Origin of the sequence: Brachybacterium aquaticum (genome assembly GCF_014204755.1) — a bacterium.
Lineage (GTDB): Bacteria > Actinomycetota > Actinomycetes > Actinomycetales > Dermabacteraceae > Brachybacterium > Brachybacterium aquaticum.
In genome coordinates this window covers 2,439,029-2,463,712 of sequence record NZ_JACHLZ010000001.1, presented here as the reverse complement: position 1 = coordinate 2,463,712, position 24,684 = coordinate 2,439,029, and the positions used below count along the sequence as shown (strand labels likewise).

The following is a 24,684-nucleotide window of genomic DNA, read 5'->3' as shown; positions in this document are numbered from 1 at the left end:
CCGTTGCGTGAGGGGGGGAGGGGAGAGCGGCGGGGTCAGGCGCCGACGGCGGAGGACTGGGCGCTGTCGCGGCCGGACAGCCGCTCGCGGACGCGGGGGAGGACCTCGCGTCCCACCCGCAGCGCCTCGTCGCGGTGCGGGTAGCTGGAGAGGATGAACTCGTCGATGCCGAGGTCGGCGTACTCCACGAGCCGGTCGGCGACCTCGTCGTGGGAGCCGACGAGCGCGGTGCCGACGCCCTCGCGCATCAGCCCGATCCCGGACCACAGGTTCGGGCCGACCACGAGGTCCTGCACGCTGCCGGGGATCTCGGTGCCGTGCAGGGCGCCCATGCGGGCCTGGCCCACGGAGTCCATGGAGGCCTTGAGCTTCTGCACCTCGGCGACGGAGTCCGTGTCGAAGCCGGACTGGATGTCCGCGGCGACCTGCCACGCCTCCTCAGAGGTGTCGCGGGAGATGACGTGGATGCGCAGGCCGTAGGAGAGCTCCCGCCCCGCCTGCCGGGCCGCCTTGCGCACGGTGTCGAGGCGAGCGGCGATGTCCGCGAGCGGTTCGCCCCACAGCAGGTAGGTGTCCGCGCGGGCGGCGGCGACCTCGACGGCCTTGGCGGAGGCGCCGCCGAAGAAGATCGGGACCGGCTGGGTGGTGGGCTCGGGCAGCTGCGCGCCGACGAGGTGGAGGTGGCGGCCCTCGAAGTCGACCTTCCCCCCGTCCAGCAGAGGGCGGATCGCCTGCAGCGTCTCGTCGGTGATGTCGTAGCGCTCGTCGTGGGGGACGTGCACGCCGTATTCGGCCTGCTCGGCGGGGTTGCCGCCGGTGACGATGTTGAGGATCAGCCGGCCGTGGTGGAGGCGGCGGAAGGTGTCGGCCTGCTGGGCGACGAGGGTCGCCGAGGCGAGGCTCGGGCGCAGCGCGACGATGAAAGTGAGGGTGGAGGTGCGGGCCGCGACCGCGGAGCAGACCACCCACGGGTCCGGGCAGTTGATGCCGACGGGGGTGAGCACTCCCGTGAAGCCGCCCTGCTCGGCGGCGAGTGCCACCTCGGTCTGGAAGTCCATCAGCTGCGCCGGGTCCGCGGGCTCGGCGTTCTCCACGGCGACCGCGGTGGGGGCCATGGCGTCGCCGCGCGGCGGCAGGAACCAGTGGAAGCGGGGGGAGACGGCGGCGTCGGACACGGGGCCTCATTTCCTTCGCGGTGCGGCAATTCCTTCGCGGGGCCGCGGAGCGGGGATCGACCAGGACCCGCCCCCGGGCCGCCGGGGTTCTCTCCCCGCACCCTAGCGCGCCGGACCCGCGAGGTCCGCTGGATCACATCGGTGGGTCTCCCGGGAACGACCTTGGCCCGCGATGCCGTAGGGTGGTCGATGTCGGCCGCACGGCCCCGCCCCCCGGCGGTGGGTGCGCCGACACGCACGGCGCAGGATGCCTCCCTCGGAGGCGACCGACGACGGTCGCGCAGACACACCGAGAAGACAAGGGTCCCATCACCTCCTCCGCCCCGGCCGCACCGGCCCCACATTCCGACCGCACCGGCGACGTCCCGTCGTCGGCGGTGGTCCGCGCCGCCTCCGGGCAGCGCATCTCTACGGGTCACGTCCTGTGACTCACGACAACGAAGGAAAACACCCCATGGCTACTGGCATCGTCAGCTGGTTCAACTCCGACAAGGGCTTCGGCTTCATCGCTCCCGAGGACGGCTCCGCCGATGTGTTCGCGCACTTCAGCGCCATCGTCGGCACCGGCCGCCGCGACCTGGTCGAGAACCAGCGCGTGGAGTTCGACGTCGAGCAGGGCCCCAAGGGCCTGCAGGCGACCAACATCCGCGCTCTCTGATCTGCTGATCCGCGCGCCTCGCGCGCGGCGCGGTCCGCTGGGCCGCCCCTGATCTCCGACGCCCGTCGCCCCGGCTCCTGCCGGGTGCGGCGGGCGTCGTCATGCGTCGGGGGAAGGACGACTGGGGACGGTCACCAGGTCAGCACGTGCTCCCCGGGGCCGAGATCACGCTCGAGGCCCGGAAGGAGGACCTGCGCACTCGTGCCGTCCGGCACGGTGAGCGAGAGGGTGCGGGCGTCGCGGTCGACCTTGAGGACGATCTCGCCGAGGTCGGTGCGGCGGGTCATGGTCAGGCGGCCGACGGGGACGTCGGGATCCGGGGCGACCCGGAACTCCTGCCAGCCGTCCCTCCCGCGCTGCAGCCCGAGCGCATGCTCGTGGATCCAGGTCACCGGCGTGCCCATGAAGTAGTGGGAGTGGGAACGGGGATCCTCCCACTTCTCGGCGAGGGTCGCGTTCCCGGCCTCGAGCCAGGCCCGCCAGCCCGGCGCGGTGGGGTTCTCGAGCACCCGCAGGGCCAGCGCCCCGTGGCCGTGACGGGACAGGACCGGCAGCAGGTGCCGCACCCCGAGATGGCCGCAGTCGTGGTGGTCGCCGCGCGCCTCGATGTCCTCCACCAGATGGGCGACCACGGCGTCCACGTGCTCGGCGGGGACCACGTCGAAGGCCAGCGGCAGGATGTTCGAGGTCTGGCGGTAGGCGCGGGAGCCGGGGGAGTCGGGGTCCGGATCGCGGTAGAGGCCGCGCTCGGGGTCGAGGAAGACGGTGTTCACCGCCCGCTCGAGCGCCTCCGCCTCGGCGCGGAGCCCGGCGGGATCCAGGAGTGCGCTCCCGTCGGCCGCCGGCTCCTCCCCTGCCAGCTCGAGCGCATGGGCGAGGGCGCGCAGGGCGCGGGCGACATGGAGGGTCGCGGACAGGCGCCGGTCCTCCGGGGCGGGGCCGGGACTGCCGGGGGAGAGGTAGTCGCCGAGCACCCCGCCGATCAGCCCGTCGCCGTCGCGCCGGCCCAGCTCATGGGCGAGGTACCGGCCGGCGGCCGGGGCGTGGCGGGCGACGAGGTCCGCCTCCCCGTGCTCGACCACCATCTCCTCCAGCAGCATCGGCAGCAGACAGGTCCACTCCGGGGCGGGGGAGAGCTCCTCGTAGCCCCAGCCCGGGCTGGGAGAGATCACCGCGAGGGACCCGTCGGGGCGCTGGGCGTCGACCTGGTCGTCCAGCCACTTGCGCAGCATGCGGCGCATGTCGAAGGACGTGGTCATCGCCGCGAGCGCCGTCAACGCATCCCCGGTCCAGCCGTTCTTCTCCTGGCTCGGCGAGTCCGTGGGGACATGGTGCATGTTGTTCAGCAGCGATGCGCGCATCGCGGCGTCGAACCGCTGGAGATACGGGTCGGCGCTGGTGAGGGTGCTGGCCGCGCGCAGGTCGGCGTGGGCCAGGAACCCGGTGACGCGCAGGCGGGCGAGATCCCCGGGCGCCGCCTCCACCTCGACGTAGCGGAAGCCCTTGTAGCTGTGGCGCGGGGCGAAGGAGCGGGCATAAGCGGGATGGAGCAGCACCCGGTCCTCCTGGAACCGGTCCGTGTGCACGTGCGGGTTCGCGGCGTCGACCCGTCCGTCCTCCCGCAGCTTCTCGGCGTGGCGGGCGACCAGCTCGAGTGGCGGGGCGTCGGCGGGGACGTCGTCCGCGAGGGAGAACTCGCACCAGCCGGCGATCACCCGCCCCATGTCCAGCACGGCGCGGGTGAGGGTGGAGGAGACCAGCTCCGGCACGATCTCGTCCTGCTCGACGACCGGCTCCTGGACGCGGCGCTGCATCACCGGCTCCGGCAGCTCCGCCCGGCGCCGCGCGCTCCGGGAGGTGCGGGCCACCAGCACCGGCTCCCAGTCCGCGGCGTCGTAGCCGGGACGGGTCCAGGCCGCGGGGTCCTCCGTCGGCGCGAAGGTCTCGCCCTCGTACATCGAGTCGAACGTGACGGGCCCCGGGCGGGTGCGCCAGTCCTCACCGGTCGCGACGGCGCGCGAGGAGCCGTCGGCGAGGTGCAGGCGCAGCAGGGCCCAGGCCCGTACCGGGGAGCGCCACGGCGCCTCGTGCCACCGCCACTCGTTCGGGGTGGTCATCGTGTGGAAGCCGCGGCCCAGCTCGATCCCCAGCACGTTCTCGCCGCGGTGCAGCAGCGTGGCGATCTCCAGCTCGACCACCTGCACGCGCGAGCGCGGGTCGGTCAGCCCCGGCTCCAGACGGCCCTCCCCGACCTCGACCCCGTTCACATGGGCGCGGAAGGTGCCCAGCCCCGTCACCAGCCATGTGGCGGACACGGGCGGGGCGGGCAGGTCCAGGCCGAGCCGCAGCAGCGGGTTCTGGGGGTCCGGGCCCGGGGCGGTGATCCAGCGCGCCAGGGAGGAGGAGATGCCGACCATCCGTGTCTCCTGTTTCGTCGCTCGCTCGCGCGGATCGGTCCAGTCTGGCACGGGCGCCCTCCCAGGCACGGCCAGGACACGGGTGCCACCATGTGCCGATGGACATCGGCGAGATCCTCCGCGAGATCCTCGGTGGGATCGGGGAGCGCACCGGCCCCGTGGCCGCCCCGGCCCAGGGGCGGTGGGTGCTGCTCGCCCTGCTCATCGCCGCGCTCGCCGTCGCGGTGCCGCCGCTGTGGCGGCTGCTGCGCCCGGGGGTGACCATCGTCCACGAGCTCGGCCATGCGCTGGTCGGGATCCTCATGGGGCGGAGGTTCACGGGCTTCGTGGTCAGCGCGGACATGTCCGGCCATGCCGTCACCGTCGGCCCCCGGCGCGGCCTCGGTCGGATCCTGTCCACCTGGGCCGGTTACCCCGCCCCCGCCGTGGTGGGGGCGCTGCTGATGCAGATCGCCCTGCACGGCTGGTCCCGCACCGCCCTGTTCGCGGCGCTGGTGGTGCTGGTGATCTCGCTCGTGTTCACCCGCTCCGGGCACACGGTCCTCGCCGTCCTCGCCACCGCCGCCGGGATCGGGGCGCTGTGGTGGTGGGGCAGCCCCGCCTTGACCGCGCTGCTCACCCTCGCCGCCGGGGTGTTCCTGCTGCTGGGCGCGTGGCGGCACCTCGGCGCCGTCGCCCGGCGGGGAGGCCGCGCCGACGACCCCGGCCAGCTCGCCCAGCTCACCCCGCTGCCGGCGGTCGTGTGGACGGTGAGCTTCGCCCTCGTGCTGGGGCTGTGCACGTGGTGGGCGGGCGTGACGATGTGGCCGCTGCTGCGGGGGTGAGCGGGGTCAGCTCCCCGCGGGGAACTCGATGAGGACCTTGATCTCTCCGCTCGCCCCCTGCGCGGCGGACTCGAGCGCCTCCGCGGCGCCGGTGAGGGGCACGATCCTCGTGCGCAGGGGCGAGACGTCGACGACCTTCCGTGCGAGCAGGTCGATGAGGGTGTCGAACACCCCGGCGCTGTTGCGGGAGCCGAGCACGGTCAGCTCCTTCTTGATCAGCGTGGACTGGTTGAAGGTCACCTCGCGGGTGCCGTTCCCGATCAGCACGATGCGCGCACCGACGGCGGAGGCCTCGACGGCGTTGAGGAACGAGACAGGCAGACCGGTCGCCTCGCAGACGACGTCGTCCGCGATCCACACCTCCGCACCCCGGGTGAGGGCCGAGAGCTTGGTCAGCAGGCCGATGGCGCCGGCGCCGAGCACGAGGACCCGGACCCCCTCGGCGACATCGGCGCGCAGCACGGCGTGGTAGCCGATGGAGAAGGGCTCGACCAGGGCCAGGTCGCGGGGATCGACCCCGTCCGCCGTGTGGAGGCGGTCCAGGGGCATGGTGATCAGCTCCTGGAACGCGCCGTCTCGGTGCACGCCCATGGTCTCGTTGTGCACGCAGGCGTTGATCAGTCCGCGGCGGCACGAGTAGCAGGTGCCGTCCTGGAAGTACGGGACGCCGGTGACGACATCGCCCACCGCGAAGTCCTCGGAGGCACCGCCCAACTCGACGATCTCCGCGGAGAACTCGTGCCCGGGGACGCGGGGGTAGCTCGCGAAGGGCTGGGTGCCCCGGAAGGTCTGGATGTCGGACCCGCAGATCCCGGCGTAGCAGACCCGCAGGAGCGCCTCGCCCGCCCGGGGCCGGGGTGCGTCGACCTCCGCCACGGTGACGGCGCCGGGCCGGGTGACCTGGATGGACTTCATCGTTCTCCTCCCTGGGCGAGCGGGACAGGGCCGTCCCTGCACCGAACATACCCAGGTCGAACGGGCCCGGCGGCACCCTCCATCCGTCGGGCGGGGGCAGACGCACCTGCGGACAGTGCGTAACCTGGCCCTTGCAGTCCCACCGCTCAGCCCCGAGGAGTTCCATGTCCGCGCTCGCCGTCCCGGCCCGCCGCCCCGTCCTGGCCGATGCCCTGGCCCCGCACCGCTCCCGCGTCCTGGACGCGGGTCTCGTGCTGGCCGGCGCCGCCGTGGTCGCGCTCCTCGCCCAGGTCACCATCCCGCTGCCGCTCGTGCCGATCACCGGGCAGACCCTCGGCGTGATCCTCGTGGGCGCCGCCCTCGGCGCCCGCCGCGGCGCGCTCTCCATGGCGGCCTACCTGCTCATCGGCCTCGCCGGTGCGCCTGTGTTCGCCGAGTTCTCCGGGGGCCCGGCGATGCTGCTCGCGCCGAGCTTCGGCTTCGCCCTCGGCTTCGTGCCCGCCGCGTTCGTGGCCGGCTGGTTCGCCGAGCGCGCCTGGGACCGGCGCCCCGTGCTCGCGATGATCGGCTTCGTCGCCGCCAGCGCCGTGCCCTTCCTCGTGGGTCTGCCCTACCTCGCCATGATCATGAACGCGGTCCTCGGGGCCGACGCCGGGCTCGGCGCCGTGCTCGCCGCGGGCCTGTGGCCCTTCGTCCCCGGCGGCCTGGTCAAGGCCGTGCTCGCCGCGGTGCTCATCCCCGCCGCGTGGAAGGGCGTGCGCGCCCTGGACGCGCGTCGCTGAGCGGCACCGCCTGCGGGCGTTACGCTCACCCCGGGGCTCACCCCAGCGCCGCGACCGCCCAGGGCAGCGCCAGCACGATCGCCGCGGTGAGCGGCGCTGCCGCGAGGCACCACCAGCGCCGATAGGACAGCAGGATCAGCGCTTCCCGCAGCGCGGCCGCGGGCAGGTCCGCGAGCGGCGTCGGCGCGCCGATCCCTGTGTCGTCCACACCGAGCCGGCGCATCAGCACGCCTGCGCGGAAGGCGTGGTAGCCGCTCGTGCACACGGTGTACGGGGGCTCGAGCCCGGCCGCGGCGAGCAGCGGGCACGAGAGATGAAGATTCTGCTCCGTCGTCAGCGCCCGGGTCTCGGCCCGCACCGCCGACGCCGGGATGCCCGCCGTCTCGACCAGGTACTCGGCCATCGCCGTGCCCTCCGCGCGTGACTCTCCGGGGCCGCGCCCACCCGAGGGCACCAGCAGTGCGTCGACGCCGCGCCCGCCCAGCCGCTCCCGCTCCGCCGCCGCGAGATCCAGGCGGGCCCGCAGCAGCGGGGACAGCTCGCCGCCGACGAGGGCGGAGCCCAGCACGATCACGCCGCTCGCGTCGGGGCGCGGACGCGGCAGGGCGTGCAGCAGCGCGGCACCGAGGAACACGGCCGAGGTCAGTCCCGTGTGCAGGGCGAGCCCGAGCAGCGGGGCCGCCACGATCAGAGCCCGGGCCGCCTCCGTGTGCCAGAGCGCCAGTGCGAGCGGCGGCGCGGCGAGCAGGGCGAGGCCGCCGAGGCCCGTCAGCAGCGTCGGCCGCGTGGGGGTCTCGGGCCGGCCCGCTCGCAGCCCGGTCCAGCACATCGCGAGCCCGGCGACCAGCACCCCGAGCAGGCCCCACAGCACGGTGGAGAGCACCAGCGCGGGCACCGGCCCGAGCGCGGGGACGAGCCCGACGAGGAGTGCCGCGAGCGCGGCGACCAGGGCACCGAGCAGCAGCGCGCCCGTGCCCAGGCGCCGCGGGTCGCGGCGGACGGTGACGGCACAGGCGACAGCGCAGGCGACGGTGCACAGCATCATCACTGCCAGAGCTCCGAGCACACCGCTCCCTCCCGTCTCTCCTCCCGCATCTCTCCTCCCGCACGGACGAGCGCTCATCGTGCCACGCGGCGCGTCCCGTGCCCGCCCGCGCGGGCCTGTCGGCCGTGTCGCTCGACACCCCGTCCGGGGTGCCGGGCAGGGCCCGGGGTCGACTAGTCTCGCGCCATGACCGCTCCGGAGACCCTGATCGGCGACGTGCCCGGCGTCGGCCGGCCCGCCGCCCGCGCCCTGGCCGTGCAGGGGCTGACCACCCTCGCCCAGCTCGACGGCCGCGACTGGGCCGAGCTCGCCCAGCTGCACGGCGTCGGCCCCGCCGCCGGGCGCCGCCTCCAGGCCCGGCTCGAGGAGCACGGCGCCGGGATGCTGAACCCGCCCGCCCCGGAGAAGCGCGAGGACCGCGTGACCAAGGGCGCGACCGGCAAGGTCGCCAAGGACATCAAGACCGCCGCGACCGACGTCGACCCCGCTGAGTACGTCGCCGGGCTCGACGCCCGCCGCAGCCGCGAGGGCGCACGCCTGCTGGAGATCTTCGGGGAGGCGACCGGGGAGCGGCCGACCATGTGGGGCGCGAGCATGATCGGCTACGGCGAGGTGCACTACCGCTACGCCACCGGCCGTGAGGGCGACACCTTCCAGATCGGCTTCAGCCCCCGCAAGGCCGAGCTCGCGCTCTACGGCATCCAGGGCTTCCCCCGCTCCGACGAGCTGCTGGAGCGGCTCGGGAAGAACCGCCGCGGCGCCGGCTGCGTGTGGGTGCGGAAGCTCGAGGACATCGACGAGGACGTGCTCGCCGAGCTCGTCGCCCACTGCTGGGAGAACGGGCCTGCCCCCGAGGGCGAGCGCGGCTGATGCAGGGACACGACTGAGCGATGGGCACAGAGGTGTCGGGGCCCAAGCGCGCCCTGAAGCAGCTGATCGGCGGGCGCCGCTCCCGCGCCGGGATCCTGATCCTGGCGCTCGGAGCGGTGATGGTGCTTACCCACGCCGCCGCGTTCGTGCTCCTGATGCGCCACGAGGGCCAGGAGCACTCCTTCCTCTCGGCGATCTACTGGGCCGTCACCACGATGTCCACCCTCGGGTACGGGGACATCACCTTCGACACCGACGCGGGACGGCTGTTCTCCCTGTGGGTGCTGCTGTCCGGGGTGGTGTACCTGCTGGTGCTGCTGCCCTTCTTCGTCACCCAGTACGTGGTCACGCCCTGGCTGGACCGCCGCCGCGCCTCGCGCACGCCCCGCAAGGTGCCGCCCCAGCTGCGTGACCACGTGCTGATGGTCGGCGCGGACGCCGTGACCCAGGCCTTCGGGGCGCGCGCCGAGAGGTCCCTCGTGCCCGCCGTCGTGGTGCTCGAGGACGCGACCCTCGCCGGCGAGCTGCACGACCAGGGCCGCCAGGTGGTCGTCGGCCCCCTCGACTCCGCCGCCACCTACCGCAACGCCGGCGCCGCCCGGGCACGGATGGTGGTCTCCACCCTCTCGGACACCGCCAACACCAATGTCGCCTTCACCGTGCGCCAGGTCGCCCCCGAGGTGCCGATCGCGGTCACCGCCTCCAAGCCCGTGTCCGTGGACGTGCTGGGCCTGGCCGGCGCCGACCACGTCCTCGAGCTCGGCGCGGTGCTGGGCCGGGAGATGGCCTCGCGCGTGCTCGGCTCGACCGGTCGCCACCACGTCATCGGCAGCTTCGGCTCGACCCGGATCGCCGAGGCCGCCGCGCGCGGCACCGAGCTCGTGGGCCGCTCCCTCGGCGAGGCCCGTGCCTCGCTGCGCGCCCCTGTGCGGATCCTCGCGATCCTGCGCAAGGGCCGCCTGCGCCCCATGACCGACGACATGCCGATCACGGCCGACACCGTGCTGGTCCTCGCCGGCTCCCCGGACGCGCTGGCGGGCTACGACGACCAGTTCCAGGTGGGCGGTCGGCCCGAGGAGCCGGTCGTGATCCTCGGCGGCGGCCGCGTGGGCCGCGCCGCCTCCCGTGCGCTCAGCGACGAGGGCGTGCCGAACACGATCGTGGAGCTGCTGCCCGGGCGGGTGGAGACCTCCTACTCGGTCCTCGAGGGCACCGCCAGCTACGTCGTGGTCGAGGGCGACGCCGCCGACCAGAGGATCCTGCGCCGCGCGGGCCTCGACCAGGCCTCCGCCGTGCTCGTCACCCCGCGCGACGACGACCTGAACGTGTACCTCACACTGTTCTGCCGGCGCCTGCGCCCCGAGCTGCAGGTCGTCTCGCGCGCCACCTACGAGCGCAACGTCGCGACCCTCTACCGCGCCGGCGCCGACTCGGTGCTGTCCTACGCGACCATCGGTGCGACCGACCTGTGGAACCACGCCGGGCTCAGCCATCGCGTGCTGGTCGCCGAGGGCAGCGAGCTGTACCTCGTGCCGCGCCCGGCGGCGCTGGGCCGCCGCGCCCCGCGGGCCGAGGAGGTGCGTCGTCGCACCGGCTGCCACCTCGTGGCCGTGGTCGACGAGCACGGCGTGCTGCACGACGCCGAGGCGCAGCCCCCGGCCGGTGCCTGCTCCCTCCTCCTGCTCGGCGACCGCCATGCCGAGAAGCGCTTCCGGGAGACGTACTCGCGGAAGCGCCTCGCGGGGGCCGGGACGCGCTGACGCGCCCGGCCCGGAGGGCCCGTCGGCCGACGGGGGCGCTCCCGCCGAGCGACGGAGCCCGTAGCTGTCAGGCGGCCAGGCGGGCGGCGGGTCGCTCGGGCAGGAAGCCCTCCATCGCCTCGGTGAACTCGCGCCGGGGGCGGCGGAACACCAGTCGGCCGCGGCGCACGCTCGCGAGCACGTCCGCGTGGTGCCACAGGGCGTCCTTGTCGTCCCTCGCGTCCAGCAGCACGAGGTCCGCCTCGGCGCCGACGTGCACGCCGTAGTCCCGAAGGTCCAGGCCCAGGTTCCGGGCGCCGTTGACGGTGATCAGGTCCAGGCAGCGCTGCAGCATCGGCTCGGAGAGCAGGTGGCCCACGTGCAGGCCGCTCTCCAGCACCCGCAGCAGGTCGCCCTCTCCGATCGGGTACCAGGGGTCGGCGATCGAGTCCTGGCCGAGGGCGACGTTCAGCCCGGCCTCGAGCAGCTCCTTGATCGGGGCGACCCCGCGCGCCATCGGCGCCGCCTGGCCCCAGCCCTGCAGCTGCAGGTTCTCGGTGGGGTTCACGGCGAAGCGCATCTCGGCCTGGACCAGCTTGGGCAGGAGCTTGGCCATGTAGCCGGGGGAGTAGTACGCCATCGCCACCGCATGGCTCGCGGTGACCCGGCCCTGCCATCCCCGCTCCACGGCGAGCTCCGCCATCACCTCGAGGTAGCGGGACTGGTCGTCGTCGATCTCGTCGCAGTGCACGTCGATCAGGGCGTCGTGCCGCTCGGCGAGGTCGAAGACGTGGTGGAGGGAGGCGACGCCCGACTCCCGGCTGCGTTCGAAGTGGGGGATCCCGCCGACCACGTCGGCCCCGCGCCGCATCGCCTCGGCCATCAGGTCCGCCCCGCCGGGGTAGGCGAGGATCCCATTCTGCGGGAAGGCGATGACCTGCAGCTCGCACCAGTCGCGGACCCGGTCCTTCAGCTCCAGCACCGCGTCCAGGGCGGTGAGGTCCGGATCGGTGACGTCCACGTGGGTGCGCAGGAAGCCCACGCCGTTGCCCACCTCGGCCCGCACCGCCGCGGTCGCGTTCTCGAGCACGGCCTCCCTGGTCACGTAGCCCTCCGCCTTGTGGTCGGCCCAGATGTCGATCGCCTCGAACAGGGTGCCGGAGGCGTTGTGCCGCGGCTGGCCGACGGTGTTGGCGTAGTCGAGGTGCACATGGGCGTCCACGAAGGGCGGGATCAGCAGCGCCCCGTCGGCGTCCAGGACGTCGTCCCGGCCGGGTGCCGCGGTGCCTGCGGCGGGGGTCACGGCGGCGATGCGGCCGTCGGTGGTCTCCACGTCGTGGAGGGCGTCGCCCCGGTGGCGGAGGCGGGCGTTGGTGATGAGCATGGAAGGGTCTCCTGGAATGCGGTGCGGAGGGGGAGCGGCGGGGATCAGGCGGCGGGGCCGTCGGTCGGGGCCGCGGCGGCCGGGACCGGGGGGACCGCTGCCGCGACCGGGACGGCGACGGGGGCCGCCGGTGCCGGGATCGAGGCGGACGCGCCGCCGAGACCCGCGCTGCGCAGCGGCAGCCTGCGGCCCTTCTGCAGGACGTAGTACAGAGTCCCGGCGGTGACGGCTCCGGCGAGCCAGGAGAGGTCCAGCCCGCCCATCGCGGTCGCGATCGGGCCCTGCAGCGCCGGGACCATGCCGTAGAGGAACATCCAGGTCATCGCGACACCGGCGAGGAAGGCGATGATCGCGCGAGGGTTGAACGCCGCGACGCGGGTGGTGCCGACCGGATCGGCCAGCGCCGAGAAGTCGGTGGTGCGGCGGTCCAGGAAGGTGTGGTGGACGAACACGACGGCGCCCCAGGTGGCGGTCCAGCCCACGACCCCGGCGAGCCAGGCGTCGAGCGTCTCGGCGATGCCGTGGGAGAACACGAAGCCCACCACGGCGATCAGGGAGAGCACGCCCACGACGATGCTGAGCACCTTGCGGGAGATGTCCAGGTCCAGGGAGCGGGCGGTGACCGAGAAGGAGTAGATGTTCAGGATGTTGGTGGCGATCGGGCCGTGCACGACGAGCAGCAGCACCGGGATCGCGAGCGCCCCGAAGTTGTCCACGATCATCGCGCCGGGGTCGATGTCCCCGCCGCGGGTGGCGAGGCTCGCGCCCAGCAGGCCCAGCCACACCACCGGGATCAGCTGGCCGAGCGCGGAGGCGAGGAACAGGCGGCGGCGCGGCACGGCTCGCGAGACGAAGCGGGAGTAGTCCCCGGCATAGGTGAGCCAGGTCAGGCCCCAGCCGATGCCGATCGCGGTCATCACCTGGCTCATGGCGACCAGGCGCTCGTGTCCGGAAAGGCCCGCGCCCGGGTAGGACCAGTCGATGTCCATGAAGCCCCAGGCCGCGACCGACATGGCGACCAGCACCAGCAGGGTGGGCGGCACCGTCCAGCGCTCGAAGGCGCTGATCACGCGGAACCCGAAGAAGGAGATGACGACCTGGATCGCCATGATCAGTGCGCCCACGGCGATGCGGGCGGCGAGGTTCGCAGCGGCCTGATCGACCCAGCCGAGCGTGCCCAGCAGCGCCATCACCAGGTCGAGCACGATCCAGGTGTTCACCGCGCACCATCCGATGACCACGATCATCTGGACCACGGCCGGGAGATAGGCCCCGCGCCGACCGAACACGCCGCGGGCCATGACCATCGAGGTCAGCCCCGTGCGCCGGCCCAGCACGGTGAAGGCGCCGAAGACGGACACGCCGATCAGGTTGCCGAGGCCGAGGACCAGCATGGTGTCCACAAGGGAGAGGCCCATGGAGACGCCGAGCGCGCCGAGCACCCAGTTGATCGGGGCGATGTTCGCGCCCGCCCAGATCCAGAACTGGCGGCTGACCTTCGTGGTGCGCTGGGACTCGGGGATCGGGGTGGTGAGGTCGTCGACCTCGACGGACTCCGTCGCAGGCGGGGAGACGGTGGACATGGCGGTCCTCTTCCGATGGGAGGGTGCCGGGTGCCGCGGTGCGGGGCTCGGCCGGAGGGTGCGGCCACGCCGTCGTGGTCAGGACGGGACTGTCCGCCTGTAGCGCGCTGAGCAACAGCGTTGAAGGGTTCCGTGATCATTCCGTGATCCGGCGTCCCAGAACCGGCCCGTACAGTGGCGCCGAACCCTTCACCCCCGTCAGGAGCACCATGCCCACCCCCGTGAAGCTCGCCGTCGGCGACCCCGCCCCCGCACTCGACCTGCCGCTCGCGGGCGGCGGCCGCGTCACCCTCGAGGACCTCCGCGGCGCCCCCGCCCTGCTGTGGTTCTACCCCGCGGCGAACACCTCGCTGTGCACGAAGCAGGCCTGCGACCTGCGGGACAACCATCAGATGTTCCTCGACGCCGGCTACCGGGTCATCGGCATCTCCCCGGACCCCGTGCCCGAGCTCGACCGCTTCACCGCCGAGCAGGACCTGCCCTACGACCTCGCCTCCGACGAGTCCCACCAGGTGATGGAGGCCTACGGCGCCTGGGGTGAGAAGAATATGTACGGCAAGCTTGTCGAGGGCGTGATCCGCTCGACCTTCGCCGTGGACGCCGAGGGCGTGCTGAGCTTCGTGAAGTACCGCGTGGGCACCCCGAAGCACATCTCCCTGCTGCAGGAGAAGCTCGGACTGTGACGTGATCGGCGCGCTCCAGCTTTTGGAGCACCCCGTCCGCTCCCGTATGCTGGATCGGCGTGCCGTGCGGAAGCCCGGCGCCAGGAGACGTGGCAGAGCGGCCGAATGCGCTCCCCTGCTAAGGGAGTAGGCGACCAAAATCGCCTCGGAGGTTCAAATCCTCTCGTCTCCGCCGCACGGACGGGCCGTCGATCAGGTGAAGAACCTGGTCGGCGGCCCGTTCCGCGTCCGGGTCACTCCTCGCCGAGGGTGGTCCACTCGGGGCCGTCGGACTCCAGCAGGTCCGGGTCGCGCACCAGCTCCTGATGGGTCTTGCCGCTGCGCAGCCGGCCGGCGAGCTCCTTGAGGGTCTCGCGCAGCACGGCGCGGGCGCGGGAGTCGTCCCCGGCGTCCAGCGCATCCAGCAGGCGCGCGTTCGCCTCGGTGAGATCCGCGCGCACGCCGTAGCCCAGCGGATCCGAGAAGCTGCCCATCCGGGTGAGGATCACGATGGTGTTCATCGAGGAGATCAGGAAGCGGTTGCGGGTGATCTCGGCGATCTGCAGGTGCAGGTCGAGATCCGCGTTGCCGGCCTCGATCACCTCCTCGGCCTCCAGGGCCCGACGGGTGCGCTCGAGCGTCTCGCGCAGCGGTGCCAGCAGCGCCGCCACGCCTGCGTCGTCGCCCCCGGCTCGCAGGCCCGCGACCCGATCGGCGACGATCGAGGCGGACTGCATCTCGATGCCCAGGCGGTAGTCGATGAAGTCCGACATCGTGCGGGCGTCCATCGTGGTGACGAACAGGCCGCGCCCGGGGATCTGCGTGAGCAGGCCGTCGCGCACCAGGCGCTGGCACGCCTCGCGCAACGAGGAGCGGGAGATCCCCATCTGCTTGGAGACCTGCACCTCGGGGATCGTGTCCCCGGGGCGCAGGTCGCCCACGTAGATCGCATTGCGCAGCTCCAGCTCGGCCTGGTCGATGATCGAGGGCCGGCGCAGCGGCTGCATCATCGGCAGCCGGACCGCTTCCTGGCGGGGGCTCATGGGGATCCTCCTGGGCTCGGGCGAGGCTCGGGCGCGCACGCGCGGGGCGACGACCCATCATCCCCTGCCGAGGGGCCTATGCCGGGGCCGTCGGGAGTCATCGCGCTCACATTCTGCCCCTGCGGGGCGTCGGAGACGAGGGTCCGGCGTGCCGGTCCGCGGTCGGGCACGGGCCCGTCGCAGGGGGCCCGGGCTGATCACGACCCCATCACGAACTGCCCGCGAACCCGTCACCGCACTGGCGGAGTCGCTAGCGTGGGCCGTGATCCGATCCGCAGATCGTCGGATTGTCCGACACGTGTAGTGTCATGGGGCACATCCGTCACTGCAGACACCGACGCCAAGGGAGCATCTTCCATGCAGAACCGCCGCAGCTTCATCCGAGGAAGCGGACTCGTCCTCTCGGCCGCCGCGCTGGGCGGCCTCGCCGCCTGCAGCCGCACCAGCACCAGCTCCGGCGGCGGCTCCGGGTCCGGCAGCAGCGACGGCGGCGGGGGCGATCTCCTCAGCCAGCTGCAGGAGGCCGGCACCATCACCGTCGGCTTCGCCGGCGAGGCGCCCTACAGCTTCGAGGACGGCGGCGAGCTCACCGGCGCCACCGTCGCCATGCACCGCGAAATCTTCGGCGAGCTGGGCATCGACACCGTCGAGGGCAAGCTCACCGACTGGGGCTCGCTGATCCCGGGCCTGAACGCGGGCCAGTTCGACGCGGTCAGCGCCGGCATGTCGATCCTCCCGGATCGCTGCGCCCAGGCCGCCTTCAGCCACCCCGAGTTCCAGTACACCACCGCGCTGATGGTGCCCGAGGGCAACCCGGAGGGCCTGGAGAACATGCAGTCCTTCGTGGACTCCGGGCTCACCGTCGCCACCATGTCCGGCGCGGTCGAGGCCGGCTACGTCGAGTCCCTGGGCCTGGACGGCATCGAGGTGGGCGGCCCCCAGGATGGTGTGGACGCCCTGAAGGCCGGCAACGCCGACGCCTTCGCCCTCACCGCCATCTCGCTGAACTGGCTGGCGGACAACACCGTCGACGGCGTCGAGGTGACCGCGAGCTTCGTCGCGGACATCGACGGCGTGAAGCAGTACGGCGCCGGCGGCACCGTGTTCCGCCAGGAGGACACCTCCCTGCTGGACGCCTACAACGAGAAGCTCGACGAGATCATCGCCGATCCCGATCGCTACCTCTCCATCGTCGGCGACTTCGGCTTCACCGAGGGGGAGCTGCCCCCGTCGGAGATGACCACCGAGATCCTCTGCTCCGGTGATCTCTCCTCCCTGCAGTGACACTCGCTCCCATCGATAGTGCTCCGGCGCACCCCGTCACGGGGTGCGCCGGAGTGCCGAGCGTTCGAGAGGTGATGTCCCGATGGACGGAGTGATCGGCTTCGTCGAGGATCTGGGCCCGAACCTCCAGCTGGTGCTGGAGCGGATGCCGATGATCGTCGACGGCGTGATCACCACACTGCAGGCCACCGTGCTCGGTGCGCTGCTGGCGCTGGTGATCGCCTTCGTGTTCGGCCTCGCCCAGATCTCGAAACTCCTGGTGGTGCGGGTCGTCGCCCGCGTGTTCGTGGAGTTCTTCCGCGGCACGTCCCTGGTGGTGCAGCTGTTCTGGCTCGCCTTCGTGATGCCGCAGCTGCCCTACCCGCTCGGCTTCCAGCTGGAGCCAATGCTGGTGGCCGTGCTGGCGCTCGGCCTGAACTACGGCGCCTACGCCGCCGAGGTGGTGCGCGGCTCGATCGGTTCGGTGCCGAAGGGCCAGTACGAGGCGATCAGCGCCCTCAGCCTCAGCCCGGCCCGCGGCATGTTCCGCGTCGTGATCCCGCAGGCCTGGGCGCTGATGATCCCCTCGCTGTCCAATCTGTGGATCCAGCTGCTCAAGGGGAGTGCGATCGTGAACACGGTGCTGCTGTACGACCTGTTCTTCCAGGTGGAGCAGCTGCGTGATCGCACCGGCACCTGGTTCGCGTACCTCTTCGCGCTGCTCGCCTATTACCTGCTCGCCTGGCTGATCGTGATCCTCATGAACGGGCTGGAGGTCCGTGCCAAGCACCGCATCGGCCGCGGCCCGGCACTCACGGAGAACTGGCGCGCCCTGTTCCAGGCGCCCGGCACCACCCCGGCCGGCAAGCGGTCGCTGCGTGTGGTGAAGGACAAGGCGGCGGCCCGCGCGGCCACCGCGAGTGCAGGAGGTGGCACGCCATGAACCAGAACCCGTCCTGGTGGGACTGGAGCCATGCGGCCGCAGCCCTGCCCACGCTGCTCGACGGCTTCCGGTACACGCTGCTCGCGACGGTGCTCGGCACCCTCATCGCGCTGGTGCTGGGCCTGCTGGTGGCTATGATCCGCCGCAGCGCGCCGAGGATCATCGCCACGCCCTTCACCTGGGTGGTCGAGTTCGTGCGGATGACCCCTCTGGTCGTGCAGCTGGTGTTCGCCAACCTCGTGCTCTCGCCGTACTTCGACTCGACCCTGATGATCGGCATCTGGGTGCTCGGCATCCACTACACCACCTACATGGCCGAGGTGTACCGCGCCGGCATCGACTCGGTGCCCAAGGGGCAGTGGGAGGCCGCGACCGCGCTCTCCCTGCCGCGGGCACGCACCTGGCGTGCCGTGGTGGTGCCGCAGGCGATCCGCAACACTCTCCCGGCCCTGGGCAACTACGCGATCTCCATGTTCAAGGAGACCCCCTTCCTCGTGGTGATCTACGTGGGGGAGATGGTGCGCAACGCCCAGACCTACGGCGCGGGCACCTTCCGCTACACCGAGGCGATCACCCTGGCCGGCCTGATCTTCCTGGCCGCCAGCTATCCGACCTCCGTCCTGATCCGACGACTGGAGAAGAAACTTGCCTGAGAACACCGAGAGCTCCGCCGGCAGCGGCGGGCAGCCCCACATCGAGTTCCGCGACGTGGTCAAGAGCTTCGGCAGCAACACCGTGCTGGACGATCTCAACTTCACCGTCGGCAAGGGCGAGCGGGTCACGCTGATCGGCCCCTCCGGCTCCGGCAAGACCACGATCCTGCGCCTGGTGATGACCCTCGAGGAGCTCACCGGCGGGTACATCCACGTGGGCGGCGTGCCGCTGCAGTACGAGGAGCAGGGCGGGCGCCGGGTGCGGATCTCCGACAAGCGTCGCCGCCGCACCACCCAGCAGATCGGGATGGTGTTCCAGCACTTCAACCTGTTCCCCAACATGACGGTGATGGAGAACATCATCGAGGCGCCCGTGCACGTGATGGGGCTCGGCAAGGACGAGGCGGCCGAGCGGGCCGAGGCGCTGCTGGAGAAGGTGGGCATGGCGTGGAAGAAGGACGCCCGCCCGTCCCAGCTCTCCGGCGGCCAGCAGCAGCGCGTGGCGATCGCCCGCGCGCTCGCGATGGACCCGGAGGTGCTGCTGCTGGACGAGGTCACCTCCGCGCTGGATCCGGAGCTGGTGGGGGAGGTGCTCGGCGTGCTCAAGGACATCGCCGCCGAGACCGACATCTCCATGCTCATCGTCACCCACGAGATGCAGTTCGCCCGCGACGTCTCCGATCGCGTGATGATGTTCGACCAGGGCTCTGTGGTGGAGCAGGGGGTGCCGGACAAGATCTTCAGCGCACCGGAGCATCAGCGCACCCAGGACTTCCTGCGCGCCGTGCTCTGAGCTGTCCACGACAGTCCGCGGACTGTCGACCCGAGGGCGCCGACGCCCACCCGCTGTAGTCTGTGCCCGTTCGTTCCGCGCCGTGGCGGTCGCCCCTGCATGTCGGCGGCGGCCGCACCGCGGCGTGCCGACCCCAGGAGGCCCAGTGCCAGATTCCGACGCCCTCGTCGTCCCGACCCTGACGAGCGAGTTCCCCGTCGTGGGCGACGACCCCCACATCGATGCCCCGCTGCGGGCGACCGTCCGCCGGCTGTCGACGCTGCTCGGTCGCACCCTCGCCGACCAGCACGGCCAGGAGCTGCTCGACCTCGTCGAGCAGGTGCGCACCACCACCAAGGAGGCCAAGTCCCAGGACTCCGAGGCCAGCGCCCAGGACGTGCAGTCCTTCCTCGCCGCCCTGCCGCTCGAGCAGGCGACCGCGCTGACCCGCGCCTTCACCCAGTACTTCCTGCTCGCGAACGCCGCCGAGCAGGTCTACCGCGTGCGCGCCCTGGATGAGCGCTCCTCCGAGGACTCCTGGGTGCCGCGCACCGTCCGGGCCGTCGCCGAGGAGCTCGGCCCCGAGGGGCTGCAGAAGGCGGTGGACTCGCTGGACGTGCGCCTGGTCTTCACCGCCCACCCCACCGAGGCCTCGCGCCGCGCCGTGCTGACCAAGCTGCGCCGCATCTCCGACATCCTCGCCGAGGAGACGGAGGAGGGCACGGCCGAGCGCCGCCGCCAGGACCGCGACCTCGCCGAGCTCATCGAGACGCTGTGGCAGACCGACGAGCTGCGTCGCTCGCGCCCCACCCCGCAGGACGAGGCTCGCAACGCCCTGTACTACCTGCGCCAGATCTTCCGCCAGACCATGCCGGGGATGCTCGACGACCTGCGCGACGAGCTGCGCGCCCACGGCGCCGACCTCCGCGAGGGCCAGGTCCCGCTGCGCTTCGGCTCGTGGATCGGCGGCGACCGCGACGGCAACCCGTACGTGACCGCCGAGGTCACCCGGGACGTGCTGAAGCTGCAGGCCGAGACCGCGATCGACGTGGCCCTCGAGGCCGTCTCCGAGCTGATCCTGGAGCTGTCCGTCTCCAGCGAGCTCACCGGCGACGACGAGGAGCTGCGTGCCAGCCTCGCCGACGACCTCGAGCATGACCCCCGCGACCTCGACCCGGTCCAGCAGGAGCTGTACCACGAGGAGCCCTACCGCCTGAAGCTCGGTGCCATGCGCGCCAAGCTCCACGCCACCCGCGAGCGGATCCGCACCGGCGCCCCCCACGAGCACGGCCGCGACTACGCCTCCGGCGAGGAGGTCCAGGAGGACTTCCACCTCCTGCGCGAGACGCTGCGCCGCCATGGCGGCGTCCGCGCGGCCGACGGGGCGCTCGCCATCGCCCAGCAGGTCCTGTCCGCCTCCGGGCTGAACCTCGCCACCCTCGACGTCCGCGAGCACTCCGAGAAGCACCACGAGGTGCTGGCGCGGCTGTTCGACCGCGTGGGCGAGCTGGACCGCCCCTACGGCGAGCTCAGCCGCGAGGAGCGCACCACGGTGCTGGGCCGGGAGCTCGGCAGCCGTCGGCCCCTGGTCGGCTCGGCGATCACCGAGGATCCCTCGATCCTCGACGACGCCACCCGCGTCACCTACAACGTGTTCCGCGAGATCCGCGACGCGCACCGCCTGTACGGCACCTCCGTCATCGAGAGCTACATCATCTCGATGACCCACGGGGCCGACGACGTGCTCGCCGCCGCGCTGCTTGCCCGCGAGGCGGGGCTGCTCAGCCTCACCGGCGGCGAGGAGAAGCGGGCCGACATCGGCTTCGTGCCGCTGCTGGAGGAGGTCTCGGAGCTGCGCCACGCCGGCGAGATCCTCGACCAGCTGCTCAGCGACCCCTCCTACCGCGAGATCGTGCGCCTGCGCGGCGACCGCCAGGAGGTCATGCTCGGCTACTCCGACGGCAACAAGGACGCCGGCGTGATCACGAGCCAGTGGGAGATCCACCAGGCCCAGCGCGCGCTGCGCGACGTGGCGGCCCGCCACGGCGTGACCCTGCGCCTGTTCCACGGCCGCGGCGGCTCCGTCGGCCGCGGCGGCGGCCCCACCTACGACGCGATCCTCGCCCAGCCCTACGGCGTCCTCGAGGGCGAGATCAAGTTCACCGAGCAGGGCGAGGTCATCTCCGACAAGTACATGCTCCCCTCGCTCGCGCGGGAGAACCTGGACCTGTCGCTGGCCGCGGTGCTCGAGGGCTCGGCCCTGCACACCGCCCCGCGCACCCCGGAGAAGACCCTGGAGCGATTCGGCGAGGTCATGCAGTCGGTCTCCGACGCGGCGTTCACCCGCTACCGCACACTGGTGGACGACGAGAACCTGCCGGAGTACTTCGTCTCCTCCACCCCGGTGGAGCAGCTGGGCAACCTGAACATCGGCTCGCGCCCCTCCAAGCGCACCACCTCGGACAAGGGCCTGGACGGCCTGCGCGCCATCCCGTGGGTGTTCGGCTGGACCCAGTCCCGCCAGATCGTGCCGGGCTGGTTCGGCGCCGGCTCCGGGCTGAAGGCCGCCCGCGAGGCGGGCCTCGAGCCCGACCTCCACGAGATGTACCGCTGCTGGCACTTCTTCCGCACCGTGATCAGCAACGTCGAGATGACGCTGGCGAAGACGGACATGCAGATCGCGGCGCACTACGTGCACTCGCTGGTGCCCGAGCACCTGTGGTACCTCTTCGACCGCATCCGCGAGGAGTATGAGCTGTCGGTCGCCGAGATCGAGCGGCTCACCGGGGTGCTGGACCTGCTGGACAACCAGCCGATCCTCAAGCGCACCCTCGCCGTGCGCGACCGCTACCTCGATCCGATCTCCTACATGCAGGTGGCGATGCTGCAGCGCGCCCGCGCCGCTGCGGAGGCGGGCGAGGAGCTCTCCCCGGAGCTGCAGCGCGCCCTGCTGACCACCATCAACGGCGTCGCCGCGGGCTTGAAGAACACCGGCTGATCCCCGCCCGCACCGACGAGTGCGCCCTCACGGTCGATGCGACTGGTCGCATCGACCGGGAGGGCGCACTTCCGGTTCCGGCGGCTCCCGGGACAGCAGCTCCCGGGACGGCTCAGCGCTTCGCGGTGCCGTCGATCGCGAACTCGTCGATGCGGCGCAGCTCCTCGTCGGTGAACGAGAGCTTCTTCAGAGTGTCCACGTTCTGCTCGAGCTGGTGCACCGAGGAGGCGCCCACCAGGGCGGTGCTGACCTGCGGGTGGCGCAGCGCCCAGGCGAGGGCGAGCTGGGCGAGGCTCTGGCCGCGCTCATGGGCGATGTCGTTCAGCCCCCGCACGCGCGCCTGGTAGTCGCGGTCCTTCACCTGGCGCTCGGTGAGGGTCCTCGAGTCGCCGCCGGCGCGGGAGCTCTGCGGCACCCCGGACATGTACCGGTTTGTGAGCAGGCCCTGCTGCAGCGGGGAGAAGGCCGCCAGGCCCACGCCGAGCTCGTCGACGACGTCCAGCAGCCCGTCCTCGATGTGTCGGTTGAACATCGAGTAGGAGGGCTGGTGGATCAGCAGCGGCGTGCCGAGGTCGGCGAGGATCCGCGCGGCCTGACGGGTGCGCTCGGGGGAGTAGTTCGAGATGCCGACGTACAGCGCCTTGCCGCTGCGCACCGCCTGGGCGAGGGCGCCCATGGTCTCCTCGAGCGGGGTCTCGGAGTCCTCGCGGTGGTGGTAGAAGATGTCCACATGGTCCAGGCCGAGGCGGGTCAGGGACTGGTCCAGCGAGTTCAGCAGGTACTTGCGGGAGCCGCCGTCCCCGAACGGGCCGTCCCACATCCGGTACCCGGCCTTGGTGGAGATGACCAGCTCGTCGCGGTGAAGCCGGAAGTCCTGCTCGAGGATCCGGCCCACGTGGGTCTCGGCCGAGCCGGGCGGGGGGCCGTAGTTGTTGGCCAGGTCGAAGTGGAAGATGCCGAGGTCGAAGGCGCGGCGCACGATGGCGCGCAGGGTGTGCGGGTCGCGGTTCTCGCCGAAGTTCTGCCAGAAGCCCAGGGAGATCGGGGGCAGCTGGACTCCGGACCGTCCGACGCGGCGGTAGGGGGTGCGGTCGTAGCGGGAGGGGGAGGGGGACCAGGCGTCGATGCTCATGCCCCGAGCGTATCGGGGATCACGCGCGCGGGGGCGGGACCATCGCAGGTCGGCGGGTCTTTTCGTCGGCCGACGGGCCCTGCGGGCCTGGCCCGCGGGCGACCCCCGGCCGACCCACGTCCGGCCCCCGTAGAACCCTGTCCGACGTGTCTCAGACGAGCGGCAGCGGGCGCTCCATGACGTCCATCCCGAGCCCGGGGACCTTCAGCAGCGAGGGATCCACCGGGAAGGGGTTCGTGCGACCGGTGCGCACGAAGCCGCGCCGCTCGTACCAGGCGTGCAGCTCCGGGCGCGACTGGAGCACCTGGATCATGAGCACGTCCACGCCGCGCGCGGCGAGCTGCTCCGCCTGCGCCTCGAGCAGGCGGCGGCCGAGGCCGGCGCCTTGCAGCGAGGGGTCCACGGCGAACAGCCCGAGCTCGGCGACCACGCGGCCGTCCGCCTCCGGCGCCGCACGGCGGGTGTAGCAGCAGCCGCGCACCGCGCCCGCTTCGTCGGCCGCGACCAGGAGCACGACCGCGGGGTCGGCGAGCATGGCGCTCACCCCGTCGTCATCGGTGCGGTGGCCGTCCACGAGGTCCGCCTCGGTCGTCCATCCGCCCTCGCCGCGGTAGGCGGCCTGGGTCACCTCGACGATCGCCGGGACGTCCTCCTCGCGGGCCTCGCGCAGGGTGAGGGCAGGGGTGGGGGCGGGAGCTCGATGGGTCGAGTGCTCCGCGGTCACGGCAGCATCCCCTCGCGCTGCAGCGCGGCGAGCAGGCCGTGACCGTCCGGGGCGCTGAGGGTGGGCGGCCCGTCGGGCCCGGAGCGGGAGCTCTCCAGCGGGCGGCGCGAGCCGTGGGCGAGGACCTGCTCGGACTCGGTGAGCTGCCGGATCAGCACCGCCTCGACGTTGTCGGGGTGGCGCTGGGCGAAGGCCGCGTACAGGGACGGGTCGTGCTGGCCGTCGTCGCCCACCAGGATCCAGCGCAGGTCGGGGTAGGCGGCGGCCAGCCGGTCCAGGGAGCGGGTCTTGTGCTCGGGCCCGGAGCGGAAGAAGCCGGTGTTTGTGGGGCCCCAGTCGGTCAGCAGCAGCGGACCGTCGGGGTAGCCGTTGCGGTAAAGGAACCGCTTGAGCACCGGGAACACGTTCCACGCGCCGGTGGACAGGTACACCACCGGCATCTGCGGGTGCTCGCGCATGAGGCGCTGGTAGAGCATCGGCATGCCGGGGACGACCTGCCGGGAGGACTGGTGGATGACGAACGCGTTCCAGAAGGCGAGCAGCGGGCGCGGCAGCCAGGTGACCATGACGGTGTCGTCGATGTCGCTGACCAGGCCGATCCGCTCCTCGGGCGGCACGACCGTGATGTCGGCCGTGACCTCGTTGCCCGGCTTCGTCCACAGCACCGCCTGATGGCGGCCGGCCGGGAGCGACACCTGGAGCGTGGCGTCGACGATGCCGGAGCGGTCTGCGCGCACCGTGAACTGCTCGCCGCCGAGCAGGATGTGCACGGTCCGGTTCGGGGCGACCTGCCCGGCGAAGTTGCGCCAGCCGCGCACCGCCATCGTCCGCATGTCGTGGACGGGCTGGTCGTGGAAGTCCGCCGGGGTGCGCGGGGAGGCATACAGGACCTTCGCGAGGACCCGCACGCCGCGCCCCGAGCCGTAGCCGTGGAAGGGCTGCAGGCGCAGATCCCAGTTCAGGCCGCGCAGCACACCGCCGACGACCGCGTTCTTCACGTCCTCCACGCGGGCCGCCAGGTGCGGCCGATCCGAGTCCGTGCGCGCCCCGGGGGAGCGCAGCGCGGACAGGGCGGAGGAGAGGGGCGAGGGGATGCCCACGG

Annotated in this window: 21 protein-coding genes and 1 tRNA gene; 12 read left to right on the top strand and 10 right to left on the bottom strand. The window is 72.4% G+C overall.

Translation table 11 applies throughout. The features are described from left to right. Positions 1–35: 35 nt before the first annotated feature. Entirely contained in the window at positions 36–1,175 is a 1,140-nt protein-coding gene (locus tag HNR70_RS11030; protein WP_221421126.1) for an LLM class flavin-dependent oxidoreductase, read from the bottom strand. Between the two features lie 454 nt (positions 1,176–1,629). On the opposite strand from HNR70_RS11030, the gene HNR70_RS11025 reads away from it, so the two are divergent. Then, positions 1,630–1,833: a cold-shock protein gene (locus HNR70_RS11025; RefSeq protein ID WP_184325708.1), complete on the top strand. Its 204-nt coding sequence runs from the start codon at positions 1,630–1,632 to the stop codon at positions 1,831–1,833. A 131-nt stretch (positions 1,834–1,964) separates the two neighbouring features. Here HNR70_RS11025 and HNR70_RS11020 read toward each other — a convergent pair whose 3' ends face one another. Next, on the bottom strand, positions 1,965–4,250 hold the full coding sequence (locus HNR70_RS11020; RefSeq protein ID WP_184325707.1) for a family 78 glycoside hydrolase catalytic domain: 2,286 nt from the start codon (positions 4,248–4,250) through the stop codon (positions 1,965–1,967). Positions 4,251–4,348: 98 nt separating this feature from the next. Here HNR70_RS11020 and HNR70_RS11015 point away from each other — a divergent pair, with 98 nt between their 5' ends. Beyond that, the gene (locus HNR70_RS11015) at positions 4,349–5,074 is read left to right on the top strand and encodes a M50 family metallopeptidase (protein ID WP_184325706.1); all 726 of its coding nucleotides are present in this window, start codon (positions 4,349–4,351) and stop codon (positions 5,072–5,074) included. A gap of 6 nt (positions 5,075–5,080) precedes the next feature. Here HNR70_RS11015 and HNR70_RS11010 read toward each other — a convergent pair whose 3' ends face one another. Further along, entirely contained in the window at positions 5,081–5,989 is a 909-nt protein-coding gene (locus HNR70_RS11010; RefSeq protein WP_184325705.1) for a zinc-binding alcohol dehydrogenase family protein, read from the bottom strand. 164 nt (positions 5,990–6,153) lie between these two features. Between HNR70_RS11010 and HNR70_RS11005 the strand changes: the two genes are divergently transcribed. After that, entirely contained in the window at positions 6,154–6,771 is a 618-nt protein-coding gene (locus tag HNR70_RS11005; RefSeq protein WP_184325704.1) for a biotin transporter BioY, read from the top strand. Between the two features lie 37 nt (positions 6,772–6,808). On the opposite strand, the gene HNR70_RS11000 is transcribed toward HNR70_RS11005, so the two are convergent. After that, entirely contained in the window at positions 6,809–7,837 is a 1,029-nt protein-coding gene (locus HNR70_RS11000; protein WP_184325703.1) for a YdcF family protein, read from the bottom strand. Between the two features lie 165 nt (positions 7,838–8,002). Between HNR70_RS11000 and HNR70_RS10995 the strand changes: the two genes are divergently transcribed. Both HNR70_RS10995 and HNR70_RS10990 read left to right on the top strand, forming a co-directional pair. Next, positions 8,003–8,686, top strand: coding sequence for a DUF1801 domain-containing protein (locus HNR70_RS10995; protein ID WP_184325702.1), 684 nt, complete (start codon positions 8,003–8,005; stop codon positions 8,684–8,686). A gap of 20 nt (positions 8,687–8,706) precedes the next feature. Continuing rightward, complete coding sequence (locus tag HNR70_RS10990; protein WP_184325701.1) at positions 8,707–10,446, top strand: potassium channel family protein; 1,740 nt, start codon at positions 8,707–8,709, stop codon at positions 10,444–10,446. A 67-nt stretch (positions 10,447–10,513) separates the two neighbouring features. Here the strand turns inward: HNR70_RS10990 and HNR70_RS10985 are convergent, their stop codons facing one another. Next, positions 10,514–11,809 (bottom strand): amidohydrolase family protein, encoded by a 1,296-nt coding sequence (locus tag HNR70_RS10985; RefSeq protein WP_184325700.1) that lies wholly within the window; start codon positions 11,807–11,809, stop codon positions 10,514–10,516. A 44-nt stretch (positions 11,810–11,853) separates the two neighbouring features. Then, entirely contained in the window at positions 11,854–13,392 is a 1,539-nt protein-coding gene (locus HNR70_RS10980) for a purine-cytosine permease family protein (RefSeq protein ID WP_184325699.1), read from the bottom strand. A 209-nt stretch (positions 13,393–13,601) separates the two neighbouring features. Between HNR70_RS10980 and HNR70_RS10975 the strand changes: the two genes are divergently transcribed. Then, positions 13,602–14,075: a peroxiredoxin gene (locus tag HNR70_RS10975; RefSeq protein ID WP_184325698.1), complete on the top strand. Its 474-nt coding sequence runs from the start codon at positions 13,602–13,604 to the stop codon at positions 14,073–14,075. 83 nt (positions 14,076–14,158) lie between these two features. Beyond that, positions 14,159–14,247 (top strand) — tRNA-Ser (locus HNR70_RS10970). Between the two features lie 61 nt (positions 14,248–14,308). Here the strand turns inward: HNR70_RS10970 and HNR70_RS10965 are convergent. Then, positions 14,309–15,097 (bottom strand): GntR family transcriptional regulator, encoded by a 789-nt coding sequence (locus HNR70_RS10965; protein WP_184325697.1) that lies wholly within the window; start codon positions 15,095–15,097, stop codon positions 14,309–14,311. Between the two features lie 357 nt (positions 15,098–15,454). On the opposite strand from HNR70_RS10965, the gene HNR70_RS10960 reads away from it, so the two are divergent. The 5 genes from HNR70_RS10960 to ppc all read left to right on the top strand — a co-directional run bounded on the left by HNR70_RS10960 (position 15,455) and on the right by ppc (position 21,726). Further along, positions 15,455–16,381 (top strand): transporter substrate-binding domain-containing protein, encoded by a 927-nt coding sequence (locus tag HNR70_RS10960; RefSeq protein ID WP_184325696.1) that lies wholly within the window; start codon positions 15,455–15,457, stop codon positions 16,379–16,381. An 82-nt stretch (positions 16,382–16,463) separates the two neighbouring features. Beyond that, complete coding sequence (locus HNR70_RS10955) at positions 16,464–17,303, top strand: amino acid ABC transporter permease (protein WP_184325695.1); 840 nt, start codon at positions 16,464–16,466, stop codon at positions 17,301–17,303. Then, positions 17,300–17,956, top strand: a complete 657-nt coding sequence (ehuD, locus tag HNR70_RS10950) for an ectoine/hydroxyectoine ABC transporter permease subunit EhuD (protein ID WP_184325694.1) — start codon at positions 17,300–17,302, stop codon at positions 17,954–17,956. The genes HNR70_RS10955 and ehuD overlap by 4 nt, the downstream gene beginning before the upstream one ends. Beyond that, the gene (gene ehuA, locus HNR70_RS10945; RefSeq protein ID WP_184325693.1) at positions 17,949–18,749 is read left to right on the top strand and encodes an ectoine/hydroxyectoine ABC transporter ATP-binding protein EhuA; all 801 of its coding nucleotides are present in this window, start codon (positions 17,949–17,951) and stop codon (positions 18,747–18,749) included. Before ehuD ends, ehuA begins: the two co-directional genes overlap by 8 nt. 145 nt (positions 18,750–18,894) lie before the next feature. After that, the gene (gene ppc, locus HNR70_RS10940) at positions 18,895–21,726 is read left to right on the top strand and encodes a phosphoenolpyruvate carboxylase (RefSeq protein WP_184325692.1); all 2,832 of its coding nucleotides are present in this window, start codon (positions 18,895–18,897) and stop codon (positions 21,724–21,726) included. 112 nt (positions 21,727–21,838) lie between these two features. Here ppc and HNR70_RS10935 read toward each other — a convergent pair whose 3' ends face one another. The 3 genes from HNR70_RS10935 to HNR70_RS10925 all read right to left on the bottom strand — a co-directional run bounded on the left by HNR70_RS10935 (position 21,839) and on the right by HNR70_RS10925 (position 24,682). Further along, the gene (locus tag HNR70_RS10935) at positions 21,839–22,858 is read right to left on the bottom strand and encodes an aldo/keto reductase (protein ID WP_184325691.1); all 1,020 of its coding nucleotides are present in this window, start codon (positions 22,856–22,858) and stop codon (positions 21,839–21,841) included. A gap of 151 nt (positions 22,859–23,009) precedes the next feature. Further along, the gene (locus tag HNR70_RS10930) at positions 23,010–23,582 is read right to left on the bottom strand and encodes a GNAT family N-acetyltransferase (RefSeq protein WP_184325690.1); all 573 of its coding nucleotides are present in this window, start codon (positions 23,580–23,582) and stop codon (positions 23,010–23,012) included. Then, positions 23,579–24,682 carry an App1 family protein phosphatidate phosphatase gene (locus HNR70_RS10925; RefSeq protein ID WP_184325689.1) on the bottom strand — a complete coding sequence of 368 codons (1,104 nt, stop codon included), beginning with the start codon at positions 24,680–24,682 and terminating at the stop codon, positions 23,579–23,581. The genes HNR70_RS10930 and HNR70_RS10925 overlap by 4 nt, the downstream gene beginning before the upstream one ends. Positions 24,683–24,684: the final 2 nt, after the last annotated feature.